Source organism: Streptococcus sp. HMSC062B01, assembly GCF_001811085.1.
In the GTDB taxonomy this organism is placed as follows: Bacteria; Bacillota; Bacilli; order Lactobacillales; family Streptococcaceae; genus Streptococcus; species Streptococcus gordonii.
On sequence record NZ_KZ672782.1, the window covers coordinates 193,111 to 215,411 of the forward strand.

The window sequence follows — 22,301 nt, forward strand, 5'->3', positions numbered from 1 at the left end:
TCTTTTTTTCACAAGCTTTTAAACTCAATCCATATCAGGCGAATATTATTTACACTATATTTACAATATTGTAAATATAGTGTAAAAACCACGTTTTTTATTAAACGTGGTTTTGTTTTTCTTTATTTTTTGAAATACTACGTGCTTTTCCTTCCAAATAAACCATCAAAATAGAAATATCTGCTGGATTGACACCAGAAATACGACTCGCCTGACCAATTGTTTCTGGATTGATTTTCTTAAACTTCTGTCTTGCTTCTGTCGCAATCGAATCAATATCATCCCAGTCAATATTAGCCGGAATGCGCTTCTCTTCCATGCGCTTCATCTTTTCAACCTGATCAAGAGCTTTGGAAATATAGCCTTCATACTTAATCTCTGTTTCAATTAGCTCGATAATCTTTTCATCAAGCTCCTCTGCCGCCGGACCAATGAACTGAACCACATCCTGGTAAGACACTTCCGGACGTCGCATAAATTCTTTGGCAGTTACTGCATCTGTCAGAGGCTTAAAGCCAAGCTCTTCTACCTTAGCATTGGTTTCCTTGACAGGTTTTAGCTTGATGGATTCCAAACGCTTCATTTCATTGTCAAATTGATTCTTTTTAATCTCGAAACGAGCCCAGCGCTCATCATCTACCAGACCAATTTTTCGCCCCATCTCTGTCAAACGCATATCGGCATTGTCATGGCGGAGAATCAAACGGTACTCAGCTCGGCTAGTCAAAAGTCGATAAGGTTCTACGGTTCCCTTGGTGACCAAATCATCAATCATGACTCCAATGTATCCATCACTGCGCTTCAAGATTAACTCCGGCTTACCTTGGATTTTCAAGGCCGCATTAATCCCAGCGATAATCCCTTGACCTGCAGCTTCTTCATAGCCAGAAGTCCCATTTGTCTGACCTGCTGTAAAGAGACCTGAAATTTTCTTGGTTTCCAAGGTTGCCCGCAACTGGTGAGGCATAATCATATCGTACTCAATGGCATAGCCTGTCCGCATCATTTCGGCATTTTCTAGACCCTTGATAGAGTGAACCAAGTCCTTCTGCACATCTTCTGGCAAACTAGTTGACAGCCCTTGCACATAAACCTCTTCTGTATCACGACCCTCAGGTTCTAAGAAAAGCTGGTGGCGTTCCTTGTCCGCAAAACGGACAATCTTATCCTCAATTGACGGGCAATAGCGAGGACCCACACCCTTAACGATACCTGAAAACATAGGAGCACGATGCAGGTTATTTTGAATAATTTCATGACTTTCTGGATTGGTATAAGTCAACCAGCAAGGCACTTGATCTTTCACATAGTCTTCATCACGAGATGTGTAAGAGAAATGATTGGCTTTTTCATCACCTGGCTGAATCTCAGTCACGTCATAATTGATAGATGACGCCTTAACACGTGGAGGAGTTCCAGTTTTAAAACGACCAATTTCAAATCCTAGGTCACGCAGATTATCTGCCAAAGGAATTGCTGCTAAGCTATGGTTTGGACCAGATGAATACTTGAGATCACCAATAATAATTTCTCCCCGCAAAGCTGTTCCAGTCGTAACAATGACGGCTTTAGCTGCATACTCCTGATGAGTTGCCGTTTTAACCCCAATGACCTTACCATCTTCTACCAAGATTTCATTAATCATGGTTTGCCGCAAGGTCAGATTTTCTTGATTTTCAACAGTCTTCCGCATTTCTTTGGAATAAAGCTCTTTATCCGCCTGGGCCCTAAGAGCCCGAACTGCAGGGCCTTTGCCGGTATTAAGCATTTTCATCTGGATATAGCTCTTGTCAATATTCTTGGCCATTTCTCCGCCCAATGCATCTACTTCACGGACAACAATCCCTTTAGCAGACCCTCCGATAGAGGGATTACAAGGCATAAAGGCCAGCATCTCAATATTGATGGTTGTTAAAAGAACCTTGCAACCCATTCGACTAGCAGCCAGCGATGCCTCAACCCCAGCATGCCCTGCTCCAATCACGATAATATCATAACTTTCAGTAAAATTGTGTGACATTTCTTTTTCCTTCGTTTTTTCACCAAAAAAGGCCAAGTCTCCAGAAGTGCAGGACAAAAAAGCCTGCAACATCCATGAGCTTTGACCATCATAGGTATTGCTTATCTTATTTTAGCAGATTGTACTGAATTGTCAATCTAAATGTACTGCAAGACTTGACCATTCTTATAAGCTTTGTCAATTAAACCGCCACCTAAACACTCTTCGCCATCGTAAAAGACAACTGCCTGTCCTGGTGTAATGGCGCGCTGTGGCTCCGCAAAGATGACCTCTGCCTTGTCTCCTTTGACATGTACTGTCACCTTAGAATCAGGCTGACGGTAGCGGAACTTAGCTGTACATTCCATAGTAAATTCTTCTGGCATTTCTTTTGTGAAATGAACCTGACTAGCGTCAAGACTGGTTGACATTAAGTTGTCATGGTAAAAGCCTTGACCCACATAAAGGATATTTTGGCTGAGGTCTTTTCCAACCACAAACCAAGGCTCATTATCACCGCCATGTTGTCCACCAATTCCAAGACCACCCCGCTGGCCAATGGTATAATACATCAACCCAGCATGCTGGCCCATATCTCGGCCTTCCAAGGTCATCATCCGACCAGGCTGGGCTGGTAAATATTGACTCAGAAATTCTTTAAAATTCTTCTCACCAATAAAGCAAATGCCAGTCGAATCTTTTTTCTTAGCTGTAGCTAAACCAGCTCTTTCAGCAATCGCTCGAACTTCTGGCTTTTCTAAATGCCCTAAAGGAAACATGGTCTTTTGAAGCTGTTCCTGCGACAATTGACTTAGGAAGTATGTCTGATCCTTATTATTGTCCTTGCCACGTAACATATGAACAAGGCCGTCTTGGTCTCTCTTCACCTGAGCATAGTGACCTGTTGCAACGTAATCAGCGCCCAGTGTCAAGGCATAGTCAAGGAAGGCTTTAAACTTGATTTCCTTGTTACACATGACATCTGGATTCGGAGTCCTACCAGCTCGGTATTCCGCCAAGAAGTATTCAAAAACACGTTCCCAGTACTCTTTCTCAAAGTTGACAGAGTAGTAAGGAATGCCAATCTGGTCTGCAACAGCTGCTACATCCTTGTAGTCTTCTGTGGCTGTGCAGACACCAAATTCATCTGTGTCGTCCCAGTTTTTCATGAAGATGCCAATTACATCGTAACCTTGCTCTTTCAAGAGCAAGGCAGTTACTGATGAATCAACACCTCCGCTCATACCAACAACGACACGAATCTTAGAGTTATCACTCATTGTGTTCTCCCATCTTTTCGTTATTTCACGATTGAAGGTCGTGCTGTGCTTTCAACGATTGAAGGTCGCTTGAGCAAGCTCTATTATAGCACGAAATTTTTATAAGAACAAACAAATAGAAAATGCTCCCTTTTACTAGTCCAGTTAACTTTTTGTCAAGAATGTTTACAATAGTGTAAAGAAAAAACTCTCAAAATTGAGAGTTTTCTTTTAATACCAGCCATTTGCTAGCCAAAAGTTTTTAGCAGCAGACCATGAACCATATCGACTTGTTACATATTCATTTGCCACTTTCTCTTGATTTTCAGGCGAGAGATCTCCATTCAAGTATGTAATGGTTAATTGATATCGACCATAATATTGACCATTTTGAGCAGTGTAACTACCACTTGATTCCTTTTGAGCGATAAATTCTTTAGCTTCTGCATCTTCTGCACTTAAACCTGAAGAAGCATTTGCTGTGTTTGTACTCGTATTATTAGTCTCAGGCGTTGTTGTAGTTGGTGTAGTTTCTGTCTTGTTTTCCTTCTGTTCTCCTACTTCTAGGACTTGTCCAACATGGATAAGATTTACATCAGAAATTTTATTCAGTTCAGCTAGCTTTTCAACACTTGTATTATTAGCTGTCGCAATAGCAGAAAGTGTATCTCCTGACTTCACGGTATAACTATCAGCGTTTGCTATTACTGGTAGGAATAAAGCTAAAGCTGCTAAGCTTACTACACCTGTCTTTACTGTATTTGTTTTATTTTTTAAAAATGTCTGTACTTGCATTTTATTCTCCTTTTCTTGTAACTAGCAAAACGAGATACAAAATATTCATGATTTTTTCTTGGTCTCATATCTATCATTTTGCTATACTCCTATCATACAGATTCTATGTTACCTCTATTTTTAAAGTATATGATAAATGTTACAAAATTGTTTAAATTAGAAAAAGAAAGCTTATAAAAGGCTTAAAATAAGAAATTTTATTTTGTTTTTCAAATGATTTTCCTAATTTATAGGATTTGTTATTTTATAATTTTTTATTTAAAAATGAAGCAGATACCCCCTAACTTTGTTATAATGAAGATAGAACTTTACACGAGGAGAAATCATGACATCATTAAGATTTCAATCTGTTTTTGATATTATTGGCCCTGTAATGATTGGACCATCTAGTAGCCATACAGCAGGAGCCGTTCGTATTGGAAAAATAGTCTATTCTATATTTAACGATGAACCTACTGAAGTGGAATTTCAGCTTTTTAATTCTTTTGCTAAAACATATCGAGGACACGGAACTGATTTAGCTCTTGTAGCAGGAATCTTAGGAATGGATACGGATGATCCAGAGATTCCCAATAGTCTAGAAATAGCCCATAAACGAGGTATCAAAGTTGTCTGGTCTATTCAAAAAGATAGTAATGCTCCACATCCCAATACAACAAAAATTACAATAAAAAACGATCATAAAACAATCAGTGTTACTGGAGTATCTATTGGTGGGGGCAATATTCAAGTAACGGAGCTGAATGGTTTTTCAGTTTCACTCAGTATGAATACACCTACTATCATCATTGTTCATCAAGATGTCCCTGGTATGATTGCTCACGTTACAGATGCCCTCTCACGTTACAATATCAACATTGCTCAAATGAATGTCACACGTGAAAAAGCTGGCGAGAAAGCCATAATGATTATTGAGGTTGACAGCCGTAGCTGTGAAGAAGCTGTCGAAGAAATTCGAAATATTCCTCATCTACATAATGTAAATTTCTTTAAGTAGGAGAAAATATGTTTTATTCCATCAAAGAATTAGTAGAGCAAGCTGACTTGGATTACCAAGGAAATGTTGCAGAACTAATGATTGCTACTGAGTATGAATTGACTGGTCGTGAAAGAGATGAAGTTTTGAGACTGATGGGTCGCAATCTGGAAGTCATGAAAGCCTCTGTCCTTCTTGGACTTGATGAGAGCAAGTCTCGTAGCGGATTGACTGGCGGAGACGCAGCAAAACTTGACCACTATATCCGGTCTGGAAAAACATTGTCCGACCACACTGTACTGACTGCAGCAAAAAATGCTATTGCTGTCAATGAGCATAATGCTAAAATGGGCTTGGTTTGTGCAACACCAACTGCCGGTAGTGCTGGCTGTCTGCCAGCTGTTCTTACATCTGCCATTGAAAAATTAGGACTCTCAGAAGAAGAACAGCTAAACTTTCTATTAGCTGCAGGTGCTTTCGGCCTAGTCATTGCCAATAACGCCTCAATTTCAGGCGCTGAAGGTGGCTGTCAAGCTGAGGTTGGCTCTGCTTCTGCTATGAGTGCAGCTGCTTTAGTTCTGGCTGCTGGAGGTTCACCTTTTCAAGCCAGTCAAGCTATTTGTTTTGTCATCAAAAACATGCTGGGGTTAATTTGTGACCCTGTGGCTGGCCTAGTAGAAGTGCCATGTGTCAAGCGAAATGCTATGGGAGCCAGTTATGCTTTTATTGCAGCAGATATGGCTCTTGCGGGAATCGAATCTAAAATTCCTGTTGATGAAGTCATTGACGCCATGTATCAAGTCGGGTCAAGTCTTCCTACTGCATTCCGAGAAACGGCTGAAGGTGGCTTAGCTACAACACCTACAGGTCGCAGACTTTCAAAAGAGATATTTGGAGAATAACACAGATTGACAAATGTGTAAACCTATTGATTTTTATAACATAAAAAAAAACGGCTTTGAGCCGTTTTTAATTTTATATTAATAATTCCAAGCTGATAAACCTTGAGCATTATAGGCATTGTATGCAGATTGGATTTGATCTTCAACAGTTGCTGTAGAACCCCATCCTGGCATAGTTTGGAATAATCCACTAGCACCTGAAGCATTATAGGCGTTTACTTGACCATTTGATTCACGAGCAATAATTGCTTCCCAAGTTGAAGCAGAAACTCCTGTCAACTCAGCCATGCGAGCTGCTGCATAAGTACCTGTCTCACCTGCTGTATTACCGTTGGCAAGAACAGGTGTAGAATTATAGGTAGAATAGTTAGCTGATGGTGCAGGGACTGTAATAGTTGCCACCGGTGCAGGTGCTGCTTGATTAGCTTGTGTAGCTGGTCCTGGTGCTGGAGCAACAGCAGGTGCCTTTTTATTAGCTTTTGTATCACCAAGTTCTAGCACTTGATTCTCAAAAATTAAATCTGGATTTTCAAGCTTGTTTAATTTAATTAAGCTTTCAACAGTTGTAGATTTTTCTTTTGCAATTTTTGACAAGGTGTCGCCAGCTTTTACTGTATATGTGTCTGCCTTAGCTACAACTCCTGTCAAAAATAGGGTAGCTGCTGTAGCAACAAATGCGAAGGCACCTTTCATTGGTTGTAATTTCATTATAATTCTGGTTCTCCTTTTCACTGATAGTTCCATCATACACTTTAAATATTACAGGTTATTTAAAATAGGATTACAAAAATTACAAATGTATTTTATTTAAACACCAACATTGCCTTATCCATCGTATTTCTACATATTAATTTTAAATAATATGTGAAATTAACACAAAACCCAGACTTGACATCAATTTTTTAGCAAATATAATATAGCTCCTAAAATTAATAAGACAAGAATCGCATAGGAATCTTTATTTTGCCACTTTAACTGTCTATAGCGACTTCTTTGATCTCCTCCTTGATAACCACGCGCTTCCATTGCAATAGCTAAAGCATCTGCTCTTTTAAAGCTAGAAGCAAATAAAGGAATCAAAATCGGTATAATGGATTTCACTTTTTGTACAATGTTTCCCTCACCAAAATCCACTCCTCGAGCTCGCTGAGCGTTCATAATTCGAACAGTATCATCCATTAAGGTTGGTACAAATCGCAAACTCATTGATAACATCAAGCCTACTTCATGCACTGGAAATTTAAAAACAGTCAGAGGTTTTAGGAGAGCTTCTACCGCATCCGCCAAACTTAAAGGCATTGTAGTCAAACTGAGCAATGTTGAGAAAAAAATGATCAAAACGAATCGACTAAAAATAATGCCTGCTTGTGCTAAGCCTATATCTGTAATGCGAATAAAGGAAAATTGGACAAGAGTATTTCCCGTTGTAGTAAATAAGAGCTGAAAAACAGTCGTAAAGGCAACCAAGAAAAGCATAGATTGGAGACCTTTTACAAAAAATCCAATAGGGACTCTAGAAAGAAAAACTAAAAAAAATGTAAAAACAAAAAGCAAAAGGTTTGTTGCTAAATTATTTGCCCAAAAAATAATTAAAACAAACAAGAACATAGATAATAGTTTACTTCTAGGATCCAAACGGTGGATCAGAGAATTACCCGGAATATACCGCCCTAAAATCATCTTATCCATGCAGTATCTCCTTAAATTCAGTAATTGTAATCGGTAAATTAGGCAAGTTTAAACCTTTTTCTACCAGACCTTGAGCAAATTTTGTAATCTTAGGGACTCCCAGTTGGATTTTTTCCATAAATTCCACATCCTGAAAGATATCCTTTGGAGAACCACTTTTCACTAAATGTCCCTTCTCCAGAACATACGTAGTATCAGCAAAATTTGCCACGTCATCCATCAAATGAGTTACCAGCACAATAGTCATACCATCCTCATGTAAACCTTGGAAGATTTCCATTAGTTCCTTACGACCTGCTGGATCTAACCCAGCTGTCGGCTCATCAAGGACTAAAACTTCAGGCTCCATTGCTAGGATTCCAGCAATAGCTACTCGTCTCATTTGTCCTCCTGAAAGCTCAAAAGGACTACGTGAGAACAAGTCCTCAGAAATTCCTACCAAAAGAAGTTTTTCACGCGCCAAACGTTCCGCTTCTTCTTTAGAAACTCCAAAATTTTGTGGACCAAATGCCACATCATCTAAAACTGTTTCCGCAAAGACTTGGCTTTCTGCAAATTGAAACACCAAACCAACTTTTTTTCTTACTTGCTTTATGTCTTTATTAACAGAAGTAGCTGTAATTTCTATATCATTAACAGTGACACTTCCTACAGAAGGTGTCAACAAGCCATTTAAAAGTTGCAAAATAGTAGATTTTCCACTACCAGTATGACCAATTAGAGCAGTGTAAGAGCCATCTTTAATTTCCAAATTCACATCAAAAAGGGCAGGCCCTTCAAATGGTGTGCCTGCTTGATAAGTATAACTAACATTCTTTAAAGTAATTCCCATAAAGATTCCTGCAATTCTTTTTCTGTTAGATAGTCAGCTGGCAAATCAAAATCTTCATTCAAGGTTGCCTTGACTTGATTTGAAAAGGGTTCATCAAGTCCTAATTCCTGTAAATCTGATCTTGAAAACAGCTCTCTAGCTGTACTGCTTGATTCTACTTTTCCTTTTTTCATGACCAAAACACGGTCACTAAGTGCAACTTCATCCAAGTCATGTGTAATCGAAATGACCGTCATTTGATTCTCATCTTTGATGCGTTTCACTGTTTGAATCAGGTCTAAACGTCCTTCTGGATCCAACATACTAGTCGCTTCATCCAAAATAATAATATCCGGACGAAGAGCCACTATTCCTGCGATAGCCACCCTCTGTTTTTGCCCTCCTGAAAGACGAGCTGGTTCTCGATTTTTAAAGTCTTGCATCCCTACGATCTCAAGCGCTTCATTTACTCGATTTACCATAGTCTCATGGTCCATTCCCTGATTTTCCAAACCAAAAGCCACATCGTCTTCCACAGTTGCTCCAACAAATTGATTGTCTGGATTTTGAAAAACCATTCCAATATGACGACGTTTTTCCCAAACATTTTCTGGGGTCAGTTGATCACCTAAGATAAAAATTTCTCCACTTTCAGCTTCTAAAAGGCCATCAATCAAACGAATCGTGGTCGATTTACCACTCCCATTATGACCAACAATGGACAACCATTCACCATGTTTCACGTGAAACGTTACATCATTTAAAATGTATTCTTCAGTATCGTTGTCGTATTTATATTTGAGGTTGTGTACTTCGATAATATTTTTCATCATTTATTTAAAAGTATCTTTAAAGAGATAGGCGCTCCCTTTGAAATAGTCATAACCAGAATATATTGTAAAGATTAAAGCGATATACAGACAGATTTGTCCCAAAAGCGTCCAATGGATCAGCAAGAAGATAATAGCAAACATCTGTGTGAATGTTTTAATCTTGCCGGGCATCGCTGCAGCTAAAACCGTTCCTCCCGTTTCTACCAACAAAAGACGCAATCCGGTCACAGCTAATTCTCGACAAATAATCACAGCTACCACCCAGGCAGGTGCCATTTTCATTTCAATCAGCATGATAAATGCTGACATAACTAAAAGTTTGTCTGCCATCGGATCAGCAAACTTCCCAAAATTAGTAACAACTTTCCATTTACGAGCTAAATATCCATCCAAATAATCAGTAATGCTGGCCACTGCAAAGATAATCGCAGCAATGACATGAGCAGTCTTAGATGAACCAAGGGTTAGTAATAGGATAAAAATTGGGATTAACGCCACTCTCAGGAGCGTCAAAGCATTTGGAATATTTTCTTTTTTCATAAGCATTCTCAATTATTGATTGTTAAAGTAATCGTTCCCGATTGGGTATTGATTGCAGAAGTATTAATAATCTGATCGTTTACAGAGACCGTTACACCCTCTACAACACCTAAAGTGATAACTGTAGATGAACCAGGAGACACAGTAGTTGTTACACTTGGGTTTTCTGGAGATAAAACAACCCCATTGTCTAAATCTGTTCCTGACAAACTGACCCAACTGGTTGCAGATGTGACGGATAATTTGATGGTTACAGGATCTTTTGCCCCAGAATAAGTAGCTGTAATATTCTGTCCACTACCAGAAACTGTCAAAGCATTGCTACTAGATGATGTGGTTGAGGAAGAACTAGTCTGATTAGAGCTACTTGAAGCGGATTCTGAAGATCCTTCACTTTTAACCACACTATAACTTGAAGAGGCTGAATTCTCAGTTTCCGTCTCCATCTGGTTAACATACTGCCAGACATAATAAGTTACAAAGGCAATGATTGCCAACGATATGACAGAAAAATAGAAAAGTGGCAAATAAGATGTTTTTTGTCTGTTGCTTCTTCTTCTCCCCATATTTTCTTCATCAACATCTACTTCATCATAAGTAACCATACTACCTGATTCGTAGGCGTCTAAAATGATTTTTTCGTCTAAGTCTACTGCCCAAGCATACTTACGGAGAAAAGATTTGGCATAAAAACTACTAGGTAGTTTATCAAAATCATCTGCTTCTAAAGCCTCTAATAAATCTAACTGAATATCTGTTTTTTGTTGTAAATCTTCTAAGCTTAGTCCCTGATTAATTCGAGCTAACCTTAATACCTCACCTATCGTTTTTTTTCTCATACGTTCAAATTCCTCTAAAAAATACTAGAAAAAGCTGTGCCCAAGCCAGATGTCACAAGCTTTAAAGTTTATCATATTTATAAAATCTAGATTTCATAGCCAATAACATGAATCAGCCTTACAAAGATAATACTAGGGACTAGATCTTTGTTTCATTTTTTGTGTTTTATATCCTCTTTTCTGAAAACATCTTCTATCATTTTTTTACAGACTATTGTACCAAATTTTTCTCTTCTTTTGTTAGGATTATTTTGGAAAAATTGTAAAATCTATCATGTCACAGTGATCAATAAACTCATGACCAATTTCCAAAATATCTTCTAAGTGAATATCCTGTAAAATTTTTGGCAAGTCAAAAAGATTTTCTCCATCTATAAGAGTTTCATACTGCGTTGCCATATATTCTAACGAATTTAGACCATGCATCAAATCACCATACATTTCACTTTTAACAATATCTAAATGCTCTTCAGTTACATCCATATCTTGAGCGAATTCTTTAATTGCTGTACGGATTTGATGAGATAGAGCTACTGGCTCCTGGGTATCCATCGTCAGCATAACAAAGTGGAAGCGTTCTTCTACTTCAACTTCCAGAGTCAAAGAAGCATCAATTTTCCCATTTTCATACATTTTTTGATAACGTTTAGAAGTCCAGCCAAACATCATATCAAATAATAATTTCAAAATAAGTTTATAGCGAAATAATTTTCTCTTTGAAATTTTGTCATTTCCTCGCATAGCAACTGCTAATTTAGGTCGGCTAACTTCCATCCTCATACTAGCAGTTGGAACTACAGGAGATAATTTTAATGCTCGCCTTTTAATGGCTGATTTCTCATCATCTATTTCATACGAATTTTGTTGTTCACTAATAGTAGCTACTGTTTTTTCCAGATCAAAATTTCCAACTAAAAATAAACTCATATTAGACGGATGGTAAAAAGTTTCAAAGTTTTCATCCAAATCTTCCACTGTGATTTCGGCAATCGATTCGCGATTTCCAGCTATATCTTGTGCAAGAGCTGTTCCTGGGTAGAGATTTGCTAAAGCGCTAAAAAACAAACGATAATCTGGATTATCCTGGTACATTTCTATTTCTTGCTGGATAATTCCTTGTTCTCTCTGGACAGATTCTTCTGTAAAATAAGCTTCCCCAATCAAGTCCTGTAGCAATTCCAAACATTCTTCTACATTCTCAGTTGTTGAAAAAAGATAACTTGTCTTTGTAAAACTAGTAAAGGCGTTACTTTCTGCTCCTAAGTCTACAAATTCCTGTAATAAGTCATTGCCATTTTCATCTTCAAATAATTTATGTTCTAAAAAATGAGCAATTCCAGCTGGATAATGGATAGCTTGCTTGGTACCTCTCGGAACAAAATAAGTATCTACCGAACCAAAATTCACCGTCATAATACCATATGTCTCATGAAAATTTGTTTTAGGAAGTAAAAAAAGTCGCAATCCATTTGGTAAAATTACCCGATAAAGACTTTCTCCAATAGCTGTATATTCTATTTTTTTCAGCGCTAAATTCTGCATTATTTCCCTTCCATAAAGTACATTGCTTGAAGTTTTAAGGTATTCGCTGCTAAAATAATATCTTCCTTCTTAACATTTTCCATAACTTCTAACCACTCATCGACTCTTAAAAATTTCTTGCCTAAAACAGCCGACAAATAAGTTGTTTCCAGTAAAGCATTTTGACGATCTTGAGATAAGAGAGCACTGTTTTTAAGCATATTTTTCGTCTGTTGAAGCTCTTCTTCAGAAAATTTTCCTCTTTTTAGATCAGCTACTTGTCGATTAATTAAAGTCATAGCTTTATTACGATTTTTTCTATCAATACCAGCATATACTCGTAACATTCCTGAAAAAATGTCCATAGTGCTAGAAACAGTATAGGCCAGACTAGCTTTCTCACGAACTTCTACAAATAATTTAGAGTGTGCATAACCACCCAGAAGACCATTCATTACAATCAAAGGGATATGACTAGTATCTCCATATTGAATAGGGAAATGATAGCCCATTTCTAAAATGGATTGATTAGCTTCCTTTTGTTCAATCCCTTCTCGTAAAATTTTTGAAAAAGGTTGCTGATAGTCCAATAGTAAATCCTGTTCACGATCTGTGAAGCCAAATTGAAAAAATTGTTCCTGCATAGCCACTTCATTAAAATCACCGATAAAAAAGATATCAATCTTATCTTCCTTCAGCATTTTCTGAAAGACTGAAAAGCTAGTCTCAGGTGTCACTTGTTTCATTAAGTCAAGACTTGAAACTCGAGGAAGTTGCATTTCTTCACTTAAATAAAATAATTTATTCAATTCCAAATGCGCGTGATAAAAATGGTTTTCTATTTCAGATTCCAACTCATGAATAATATTTTTCTTTTCAATTTCAAAGATAGAGGACTCAAAACCTTTCTGGTCAACTAAAGGAGATAAGAGACTTGCTTTGATAAATTCAACCATCTCTGTTGTTAGGGCGTTTTTCCTACTTAAAAAAGAATCCCTAACAAAGGACACATTTATATCTACATAATGAACCAAACCTCTCTTTGAAACACTAGTTGAATAATTTGATCCATATAAACTAGCTAAACGCTCACGAAATAGCTGAGAAGTTGGATAAACAGCATTTGCCGTTTCCAAAATACTAGAAACCAAAACTCGATCAGCAATGGTTGCCGGACTCATTGGTGCAGAAAAACGAAGTTTTATTTTATTTGTTTTGAATTTAGTTGATTTAATAAAATGGAGATTGACTCCTCTTGCTAATTCCATAAGGTTCCTCTTGCTTCCTAATATGAATTCTATTATATCACGAAATGATGTGAAATTGGTGTTCCTTATAACAGATTAAAACGTTTTCTTTCCTGGATATTTTATACACTTTCAGTCTTAAAATATGGTATAATGACAAGGATTGAGGTGAAATATGGATTATAAATTATTTGATGAATATATCACACTGCAAGCTCTCCTGAAAGAGGTTGGAGTAATCCAAAGTGGCGGTGCTATTAAGGCGTTTTTAGCTGAAAATGATGTTTTTTTCAATGGTGAATTAGAAACAAGACGAGGAAAAAAAATTCGAGTTGGAGACCAAATAACGATTCCTAGAGAAAACCTAACTCTATCCATTCTTGAACCAAGTCCAGACGAAAAAGTTCGGCATACAGAAGAAACAGCTGAAAAACAACGCATTGCTAACATGGTTAAAGAAATGAATAAAAATCTCAAAAAAAATACTACTGCTCCCAAAAAGAATAACAGAAAGCAAACAGGTATAAAGCAAGAGAAAAAAGCTCCTGTACGCTTCCCAGGAACATAATATGTGGCTAAAATCACTGACTCTTAAACATTTTCGTAATTATCAAGACGCGGAAATCAACTTTCACTCTGGTCTAAACGTTTTTCTTGGTCAAAATGCACAAGGAAAAACAAATATTCTAGAATCAATTTATTTCTTAGCATTGACACGTAGTCATCGAACCAGATCAGACAAAGATTTTATTCATTTTCAAGAAAAAGATCTCAAAGTATCAGGTATCCTTGAAAAAAAGACAGGAACGATTCCGCTTGACATCGAGTTGACAGCTAAGGGACGTATTACTAAAATCAATCATCTCAAGCAAAATAGACTTTCCGACTATATTGGGACAATGAATGTTGTTCTGTTTGCGCCAGAAGATTTACAACTTATTAAAGGTTCGCCTTCATTAAGACGAAAATTTATAGACATTGAATTGGGGCAAATCAAGCCTCTTTATCTAGCAGATCTTTCCAATTACAATCATGTTCTTAAACAAAGAAATTCTTATCTAAAGAACAGTCAAAAAATTGATGAGAATTTTCTATCTGTTTTAGATGAACAGCTTATTGAATATGGTTGTCGTGTGGTCAAACATCGCTTAGACTTCTTAAAAAAACTCGAAATATTCGCCCAGGAAAAACACCTTGATATCTCACAAAAAAAAGAAACTCTAACTATTGACTATCTATCCTCTGTACCTTTACAAGATATTGACAGTATTGAAGAAAGTTTTAGACAAAGCCTAAGTAAAAATCGAAAAAGAGATTTATTTAAACAAAATACTGGTGTAGGTCCTCATCGAGATGATATAGCTTTCTTTATCAATCAAATGGATGCTAATTATGGAAGTCAGGGGCAACACAGAAGTGTAGTACTCTCTCTTAAATTAGCAGAAATAAAATTGATTGAAAATATAACAAAAGAATCTCCTATCCTCCTGCTTGACGATGTGATGAGTGAACTTGACAATGATCGTCAACTTAAATTGCTAGAAACAATTTCTCAAGAAATACAAACTTTTATTACCACAACTACTTTGGAACACCTAAAAAACCTACCTAAAGATATAAAAATATTTGAAATTTTAAATGGACACATAAAATAGAGTTTACAAATTTGTAAACTCTATTTTAACAACCTTTACATATATTGTAAAGATCAACTATATCTATTGTAAAATAAAAATGCACCAATATATGGCGCATTTTTTATTGCACTGAATAGTTAGGAGCTTCGTTTGTAATTTGAACATCATGAGGATGACTTTCCTTTAATCCTGCACCACTCATTTCAATAAATTGAGCATTTTCATGTAGTTCTTGTAGATTTGCAGCTCCAACATAACCCATACCAGAGCGAATCCCTCCAAGCATTTGGAAGACAATATCTGCTGCTGCACCCTTGTATGCTACACGACCTTCAATTCCTTCTGGAACTAACTTATTAGCTTCGTTGACAGAACCTTGGAAGTAACGGTCACTTGAACCTTTTTTCATTGCTGCAATAGATCCCATACCTCGATATGTTTTGAACTTACGTCCTTGGAAGATTTCAGTTTCACCTGGCGCTTCGTCTGTCCCAGCAAACATAGATCCAAGCATAACAGCATTTCCACCTGCAGCAAGGGCTTTTACAATATCACCTGAGTATTTAATTCCACCATCAGCAATGATTGTTTTACCATATTCACGCGCAACAGCTGCTGCATCATAAATAGCAGTCACTTGAGGGACACCAACACCAGCAATCACACGAGTGGTACAGATAGAACCTGGACCAATACCAACCTTGACAACGTCTACACCTGCTTCATAAAGGGCACGCGCACCTTCAGAAGTTGCAATATTTCCTGCGATTAAAGTACGATCTGGGAAATGGGCACGAATTTCAGCAATCTTACGCAGAACTCCTGCAGAATGTCCATGAGCAGTATCAATAACAATCGCATCAGCTCCTGCCTCAAAAAGGGCTTCGGCACGTTCAAATGTATCTGAAGTAACACCAACTGCACCTGCAACTAGGAGACGACCGAACTCATCTTTAGCAGCATTTGGAAATTCAATTACTTTTTCAATATCCTTAATCGTGATTAAACCTGAAAGACGACCATCTTCATCAACTAGAGGAAGTTTTTCAATACGGTGTTCCTGAAGAATACGCTCAGCAGTTTCTAAATCTGTTCCAACCGGAGCTGTAACCAAATTTTCGCTAGTCATATGATTAGAAATAGGTTGATTAAAATCAGAAATGAAACGCAAATCTCGATTGGTCAAGATACCAACCAACTTACGGTTTTCTAATGTTTCAACAACTGGAACACCACTAATACGATAACGTCCCATCAATTCATCTGCTTCAGCAATTGTATGTTCTGGTGTTAAGAAGAAGGGATCAATAATTACACCATTTTCAGAACGTTTTACCTTACGGACTTCGTCTGCTTGTTGCGCAATAGACATATTTTTATGGATTACTCCAAGACCACCTGCACGCGCGATAGCAATGGCCATTTGACTTTCTGTTACGGTATCCATTGCCGCTGTAATAATTGGGATATTTAAAGTCAAATTATCTGCCAATTTCGTAGTTAAATCAGCATCGTTAGGCAACACATGACTTTCAGCTGGAATCAACAATACATCATCAAAGGTAAAACCTTTTTTCAAAAATTTAGTGTCCCAATTAGACATTCGAAGTTTCCTCTTTTCTATTTTCATCTATATAGTAGAACCATGTTCTAGACCAACTTAATTTATAATATAATACCACTCTGTTATGATTTGTCAATCATCAATTAAAAATAATTAATCCCCATAGCTGATTTCACTTCAGAAAGAGTTTGGCTAGCTTTTTGACGTGCTTTTTCACTTCCTTTTCTAAGCATATCATAGACTTGTCCCATATCTTTGGCAAACTCTATGCGACGCTCACGAATAGGACCCAACTCTCTTTCTAAAATTTCCAATAGATATCGTTTTGTTTTTACATCTCCCAAGCCGCCTCTTTGATAATGTTCTTTCATAGCAGCAATTTCTGCTTGATCTTCTGGTCTTCCAAAGACATCCAGATAATGGAAAACCATATTACCTTCGATTTTGCCTGGATCTTCAACCCTAATATGATTAGGATCTGTGTACATTCCCATCACTTTTTTCTTAAGTGTGTCCATATCATCAGCTAAATAAATCCCATTATTTAATGATTTAGACATTTTAGCATTTCCATCTAATCCTGGTAAACGTCCTGCTGCTTCATTCTCAGGATAAATTCCTTCTGGTTCAACTAAGACATCTTTTTGATAAGCATTGTTAAAAGAACGAACAATTTCTCTAGTCTGCTCAATCATTGGTTTTTGATCAGTCCCTACTGGTACATAATTCGCCTTAAAAGCTGTAATATCAGCCGCCTGAGAAATTGGATAAACCAAAAATCCTGTAGGAATACTTTGACCAAAGCCCTTTTGAGCTATTTCTGTCTTGACAGTTGGATTTCTTTCCAACCGAGCTAAAGAAACTAGATTCATATAATACATTGTTAATTCAGCTAGCTCAGGAATTTGACTCTGAATAAAAATAGTAACCTTTTCTGGATCCAAACCAGCAGCTAAATAATCCAAAGCTACGTTCCCTATTGATTCAATAATTGTTTGTGGGTCCTTAGCATGATCTGTCAAGGCTTGTTGATCAGCTAAAAAAACAAATAAATCATATTTTCCTTCATTTTGTAAAAGAACTCGATTCCGTAAACTTCCTACATAATGGCCAATATGTAATTTTCCAGTTGGCCGATCTCCTGTTAAAATAATAGGCTTTGTCATCTATTTCTCCTCAATTAATGTTGAATTCATTATAACATTTTCAATAAAAATGAGAAAGAAGATTAGATAAATTTCTATATAAAAATAAACTTTACATACTTATCAATTTAATTGACAAGAAATTGACAAAAAATTTACAATTTAAAATAAGAGTTTCTTCTTGAATCATTTGAAATATGGCGATTTTTCTAGTAAAATAGTACTAGATATATTAAAGAGGAGAATTATATTGCTTACAGTATCAGATGTTTCATTACGTTTCAGCGACCGCAAATTATTTGATGAAGTCAACATCAAATTTACAGCTGGTAATACCTATGGTTTAATTGGTGCCAATGGTGCTGGAAAATCAACATTTTTAAAAATATTAGCTGGAGATATTGAACCAACTACGGGGCATATTTCATTAGGTCCTAATGAACGTCTTTCAGTTCTTCGTCAAAATCACTTTGACTACGAAGATGAAAGAGTCATTGATGTTGTTATTATGGGAAATGACCTACTTTACAGTATCATGAAGGAAAAAGATGCTATCTACATGAAGCCAGATTTTTCAGATGAAGATGGTGTTCGTGCGGCTGAGCTTGAGGGAGAGTTTGCTGAACTAGGTGGCTGGGAAGCAGAAAGTGAAGCATCTCAACTCTTGCAAAACCTAAATATTCCAGAAGATCTTCACTACCAAAATATGAGTGAACTCTCTAATGGGGACAAGGTTAAAGTACTCTTGGCAAAAGCCCTTTTTGGTAAACCTGATGTCTTACTTCTGGACGAGCCAACTAATGGTCTGGATATTCAGTCGATTACTTGGCTGGAAGACTTTCTTATCGATTTTGACAATACAGTTATTGTTGTATCCCACGATCGCCACTTTTTGAATAAGGTCTGCACTCATATGGCCGACCTTGACTTTGGAAAAATTAAGCTCTATGTCGGAAACTATGATTTCTGGAAAGAATCAAGCGAACTAGCGGCTAAGCTACTCGCTGACCGAAATGCCAAAGCAGAAGAAAAAATCAAACAACTTCAAGAGTTTGTTGCTCGTTTCTCTGCCAATGCGTCCAAATCAAAACAAGCAACTTCCCGTAAAAAAATGCTTGACAAGATAGAGTTAGAAGAAATTGTCCCGTCTAGCCGCAAATACCCATTTATCAGCTTCAAAGCAGAACGTGAAATCGGTAATGACCTCTTGACAGTTGAAAATCTTTCTGTCAAGATTGACGGAGAAACTATTCTTGATAATATTAGTTTTATCTTACGTCCAGGTGACAAGACAGCTTTGATTGGTCAAAACGATATTCAAACAACAGCCTTAATTCGTGCTTTAATGGGAGATATTGAATACGAAGGAACTGTCAAGTGGGGAGTGACAACTAGTCAATCTTATTTACCTAAAGATAATTCTCGTGATTTTGCTGGTGGTGAGTCAATCCTTGACTGGTTGCGTCAATTTGCAAGTAAAGAAGAAGATGACAATACTTTTCTCCGAGGTTTTCTTGGGCGTATGCTTTTCTCTGGAGATGAGGTTAACAAGTCTGTAAACGTCTTGTCAGGTGGAGAAAAAGTTCGTGTCATGCTTTCTAAATTGATGTTGCTTAAATCCAATGTCTTAGTATTGGATGATCCAACAAATCACTTAGATTTGGAATCAATTTCCAGCTTAAATGATGGATTGAAAAACTTCAAAGAGTCCATTATTTTTGCTAGCCATGACCATGAATTTATTCAAACATTAGCAAATCATATTATTGTGTTATCTAAAAATGGTGTGATTGACCGTATTGATGAAACTTATGATGAATTCTTAGAAAATCAAGAAGTTCAGCAAAAAGTAAAAGAATTATGGAAAGACTAAAAAGCGAATGAATATTCGCTTTTTAGCTATATATAGTTTATGAAAAAAATAAAGAATTATTTTAAAAATTATTGGGTTTACTTTGCAGCATTTTTAATTCCTTTTTTAATTATGTTCATTGTATATCTTTCCCAAGGTATTTATTGGAATAGTGATACATCTCCTTTACTAGGAGATGGCTTTCATCAGTATGTTATCTTTGATACTACGCTCAGAAATATTCTTCATGGCAGTGATAGTCTTTTTTATACCTTTACAAGTGGATTAGGTTTAAACTTTTATGCTCTGACTAGTTACTATTTAGGAAGTTTTTTATCTCCTTTTGTTTATTTCTTCAATCTAGAAAATATGCCAGATGCTGTCTATCTCTTTACCTTGATTAAATTTGGATTAATTGGATTAACAGCTGCTATCAGTTTAAAAGGGATATTTAAAAAAATACCAAACTTTCTTATTTTAATGCTGTCAACCTGCTATTCTCTTATGAGTTTTGCAACTAGTCAAATTGAAATCAAAACTTGGCTAGATGTCTTTATTATTGCTCCTCTAATTCTCTATGGTTTACACCTTTTACTCATAAAAAGAAATCGAGTATTATACTTTACGAGTTTGTCAATTCTCTTTATCCAGAATTACTATTTTGGATATATGATGGCAATATTTTTAATTTTTTGGTTTTTTGTTCAAACAACATGGGATTTTAAAAATAGAATTAAAACTTTTTTAGACTTTACAATTGTGTCAATATTATCTGGCGTCACAAGTCTAATTATGATTTTGCCAACATTTTTGGATTTAAAAACTCATGGAGAAAAATTAACTTCAGTTGATAGACTGTTTACAGAAAAAACTTGGTTTTTAGATATTTTTGCTAAAAATTTTATTGGAAGCTTTGATACAACTAAATATGGATCAATTCCAATGATTTATGTTGGAATAGTTCCACTCTTGCTAGCTATCTTGTTTTTTACATTAAAATCGATTAAGTTTCACGTGAAACTTTCCTATTTTTTTCTAATTATAATATTTATTGCAAGTTTTTCTCTTGAAAGATTAGACTTGTTTTGGCAAGGGATGCACGCGCCTAATATGTTTTTACATCGCTATTCCTGGCTCTTCTCTCTTTTCATTATCTTTTTAGCAGCAGAAACCTTACAACGTCTTAAACAAATTAAATTTAAGAATCTAATCATATCTTTCACGATTTTATCCATTGGATTTATTTTAGTTTTTGTTTTTAGAAAACATTATGATTTTTTAGGACCTGTAAACTTTATTTTAACTTTAGAATTTTTACTAGCCTACTTATTAATATTTGGTACTTTTACTAAATCTTTTATTTCAAAAAGAGTATTTTATATTACAACATTAGCTTTTGTTTGCTTTGAAGTTTCTTTAAATGCCTTTTACCAAGTTGATGGCATTGCTAAAGAATGGGTATTTGCTAGTCGTTCTTCCTATGCTAAAAATTTAAAACAAATTGACAATCTTATAAAGTATTCAAAAGACAATAATACAGAATTTTTTCGTACAGAGACATTGGATCCTCAAACAGGAAATGATAGTATGAAATATAACTACAATGGTATTTCACAATTTTCTTCTGTTCGAAATACAATGACAAGTTCAACTTTAGATAAACTTGGTTATAAATCAACTGGAACTAATCTTAATCTACGATATCAAAACAATAGCATTTTAATGGATGCTATCTTCTCACTTGCTTATAATATTTCTGAAGTAAATCCTCAAAAATATGGATTCACTCCAATTAAAACAGAAAAAAATTCAACCCTATATCAAAACAAAAATGCAACTTCCTTAGCTTTTTTAACTAATAAAGTTTACAAGGATGTAAAGTTTAATAATTTAACTCTTGATAATCAAACAAAATTTCTAAATCAATTATCAGGTTTAAACTATAAATATTTTCAAAAAATTTATCCAATAAACTCTCACAATATTATTGAAAATAATGATCATATCACTGTAAATGTTGACAAAGAGAATAATGAGAGCTTTGCTAGTATGACTTATACACTAGATGTTCCTGAAAATAGTCAAGTTTATGTCAGCCTTCCAAATATTCATTTTTCTAATGATGATCAGACTGTTGTTGATATTTCGATAGGAAACGAAACAAGACGCTTTACAACAAATAATGTCTTTACATTTTTTAATCTTGGTCATTTTATGGATAAACAAACAGTAACTGTTCGCTTTACATTTCCTGATAATTCTCAAGTTTCTTTTGATAAACCTGAATTTTATAAAGTAAATATCAATCACTTTCAAGAAGCAATAGATAAAATTCATTCTCAAAAAGTCGAAGTTACTACAAAAAATAGCCAAATAACTGTAGATTATCATGCTCAAAAAGATTCCTCTCTCTTCTTAACTTTACCTTACGATAAGGGATGGAGCGCAACACAAAATGGTCATCCAGTTACTATCTATAAGGCTCAAGATGGCTTCATGAAGGTTGATGTAAAAAAAGGATCAGGAAGAGTTATCCTAAAATTTATTCCTAGAGGTTTTAAGGAAGGGATAGGATGTTTTATTTTTGGAATTGCTCTTTTTACACTTTATAATTACAAAAAAAGATGATAATTCAAAAAAAATATTTGAATTTTAAAGAATTTATTTTATAATATTTGTATATGAAGGAGGT

General features: G+C 35.9%; 19 protein-coding genes. 6 read left to right on the top strand and 13 right to left on the bottom strand.

Annotation, left to right across the window (positions count from 1 at the left end; all coding sequences use genetic code 11):
* Positions 1-100 precede the first annotated feature (100 nt).
* The 3 genes from mnmG to HMPREF2780_RS06180 form a co-directional block, all read right to left on the bottom strand.
* Positions 101-2,020, bottom strand: coding sequence for a tRNA uridine-5-carboxymethylaminomethyl(34) synthesis enzyme MnmG (mnmG, locus tag HMPREF2780_RS06170; RefSeq protein WP_105026391.1), 1,920 nt, complete (start codon positions 2,018-2,020; stop codon positions 101-103).
* A 137-nt stretch (positions 2,021-2,157) separates the two neighbouring features.
* On the bottom strand, positions 2,158-3,279 hold the full coding sequence (mnmA, locus tag HMPREF2780_RS06175) for a tRNA 2-thiouridine(34) synthase MnmA (protein ID WP_105026378.1): 1,122 nt from the start codon (positions 3,277-3,279) through the stop codon (positions 2,158-2,160).
* 210 nt (positions 3,280-3,489) lie between these two features.
* Positions 3,490-4,053 (bottom strand): aggregation-promoting factor, encoded by a 564-nt coding sequence (locus tag HMPREF2780_RS06180; protein ID WP_045634542.1) that lies wholly within the window; start codon positions 4,051-4,053, stop codon positions 3,490-3,492.
* Between the two features lie 325 nt (positions 4,054-4,378).
* On the opposite strand from HMPREF2780_RS06180, the gene sdaAB reads away from it, so the two are divergent.
* Together sdaAB and sdaAA are read left to right on the top strand one after the other, a co-directional pair.
* Complete coding sequence (sdaAB, locus tag HMPREF2780_RS06185; protein WP_008808056.1) at positions 4,379-5,050, top strand: L-serine ammonia-lyase, iron-sulfur-dependent subunit beta; 672 nt, start codon at positions 4,379-4,381, stop codon at positions 5,048-5,050.
* Between the two features lie 8 nt (positions 5,051-5,058).
* Positions 5,059-5,931, top strand: a complete 873-nt coding sequence (sdaAA, locus tag HMPREF2780_RS06190) for an L-serine ammonia-lyase, iron-sulfur-dependent, subunit alpha (RefSeq protein ID WP_046164783.1) — start codon at positions 5,059-5,061, stop codon at positions 5,929-5,931.
* A gap of 78 nt (positions 5,932-6,009) precedes the next feature.
* Here sdaAA and HMPREF2780_RS06195 read toward each other — a convergent pair whose 3' ends face one another.
* The 8 genes from HMPREF2780_RS06195 to yfmF all read right to left on the bottom strand — a co-directional run bounded on the left by HMPREF2780_RS06195 (position 6,010) and on the right by yfmF (position 13,432).
* Entirely contained in the window at positions 6,010-6,639 is a 630-nt protein-coding gene (locus HMPREF2780_RS06195; RefSeq protein WP_045772595.1) for a LysM peptidoglycan-binding domain-containing protein, read from the bottom strand.
* A 186-nt stretch (positions 6,640-6,825) separates the two neighbouring features.
* On the bottom strand, positions 6,826-7,620 hold the full coding sequence (locus tag HMPREF2780_RS06200; RefSeq protein ID WP_045772594.1) for an energy-coupling factor transporter transmembrane component T family protein: 795 nt from the start codon (positions 7,618-7,620) through the stop codon (positions 6,826-6,828).
* Positions 7,613-8,452: an energy-coupling factor transporter ATPase gene (locus tag HMPREF2780_RS06205; protein ID WP_011999571.1), complete on the bottom strand. Its 840-nt coding sequence runs from the start codon at positions 8,450-8,452 to the stop codon at positions 7,613-7,615. Before HMPREF2780_RS06205 ends, HMPREF2780_RS06200 begins: the two co-directional genes overlap by 8 nt.
* Positions 8,437-9,261, bottom strand: a complete 825-nt coding sequence (locus HMPREF2780_RS06210) for an energy-coupling factor ABC transporter ATP-binding protein (protein WP_105026392.1) — start codon at positions 9,259-9,261, stop codon at positions 8,437-8,439. Before HMPREF2780_RS06210 ends, HMPREF2780_RS06205 begins: the two co-directional genes overlap by 16 nt.
* Positions 9,262-9,264: 3 nt before the next feature.
* Positions 9,265-9,804, bottom strand: coding sequence for a CDP-diacylglycerol--glycerol-3-phosphate 3-phosphatidyltransferase (gene pgsA, locus HMPREF2780_RS06215; RefSeq protein WP_008808050.1), 540 nt, complete (start codon positions 9,802-9,804; stop codon positions 9,265-9,267).
* A gap of 8 nt (positions 9,805-9,812) precedes the next feature.
* On the bottom strand, positions 9,813-10,643 hold the full coding sequence (rodZ, locus tag HMPREF2780_RS06220; RefSeq protein ID WP_105026379.1) for a cytoskeleton protein RodZ: 831 nt from the start codon (positions 10,641-10,643) through the stop codon (positions 9,813-9,815).
* A gap of 246 nt (positions 10,644-10,889) precedes the next feature.
* Positions 10,890-12,185, bottom strand: a complete 1,296-nt coding sequence (gene yfmH, locus HMPREF2780_RS06225) for an EF-P 5-aminopentanol modification-associated protein YfmH (protein WP_053794270.1) — start codon at positions 12,183-12,185, stop codon at positions 10,890-10,892.
* Positions 12,185-13,432, bottom strand: coding sequence for an EF-P 5-aminopentanol modification-associated protein YfmF (gene yfmF, locus HMPREF2780_RS06230; protein ID WP_105026380.1), 1,248 nt, complete (start codon positions 13,430-13,432; stop codon positions 12,185-12,187). Before yfmF ends, yfmH begins: the two co-directional genes overlap by 1 nt.
* A 154-nt stretch (positions 13,433-13,586) precedes the next feature.
* Here yfmF and yaaA point away from each other — a divergent pair, with 154 nt between their 5' ends.
* On the top strand, positions 13,587-13,979 hold the full coding sequence (yaaA, locus tag HMPREF2780_RS06235) for a S4 domain-containing protein YaaA (protein ID WP_046164777.1): 393 nt from the start codon (positions 13,587-13,589) through the stop codon (positions 13,977-13,979).
* Position 13,980: 1 nt separating this feature from the next.
* Complete coding sequence (recF, locus tag HMPREF2780_RS06240) at positions 13,981-15,066, top strand: DNA replication/repair protein RecF (RefSeq protein ID WP_105026381.1); 1,086 nt, start codon at positions 13,981-13,983, stop codon at positions 15,064-15,066.
* 103 nt (positions 15,067-15,169) lie between these two features.
* On the opposite strand, the gene guaB is transcribed toward recF, so the two are convergent.
* A complete protein-coding gene (guaB, locus tag HMPREF2780_RS06245) occupies positions 15,170-16,651 on the bottom strand; it encodes an IMP dehydrogenase (protein ID WP_105026382.1) in 1,482 nt (493 codons plus the stop codon).
* Positions 16,652-16,755: 104 nt separating this feature from the next.
* Positions 16,756-17,778 (bottom strand): tryptophan--tRNA ligase, encoded by a 1,023-nt coding sequence (gene trpS / locus HMPREF2780_RS06250; protein ID WP_008808043.1) that lies wholly within the window; start codon positions 17,776-17,778, stop codon positions 16,756-16,758.
* 229 nt (positions 17,779-18,007) lie between these two features.
* Between trpS and HMPREF2780_RS06255 the strand changes: the two genes are divergently transcribed.
* Both HMPREF2780_RS06255 and HMPREF2780_RS06260 read left to right on the top strand, forming a co-directional pair.
* Complete coding sequence (locus HMPREF2780_RS06255; protein WP_045772587.1) at positions 18,008-19,630, top strand: ATP-binding cassette domain-containing protein; 1,623 nt, start codon at positions 18,008-18,010, stop codon at positions 19,628-19,630.
* 39 nt (positions 19,631-19,669) lie between these two features.
* Complete coding sequence (locus HMPREF2780_RS06260) at positions 19,670-22,237, top strand: YfhO family protein (RefSeq protein ID WP_105026383.1); 2,568 nt, start codon at positions 19,670-19,672, stop codon at positions 22,235-22,237.
* Positions 22,238-22,301: the final 64 nt, after the last annotated feature.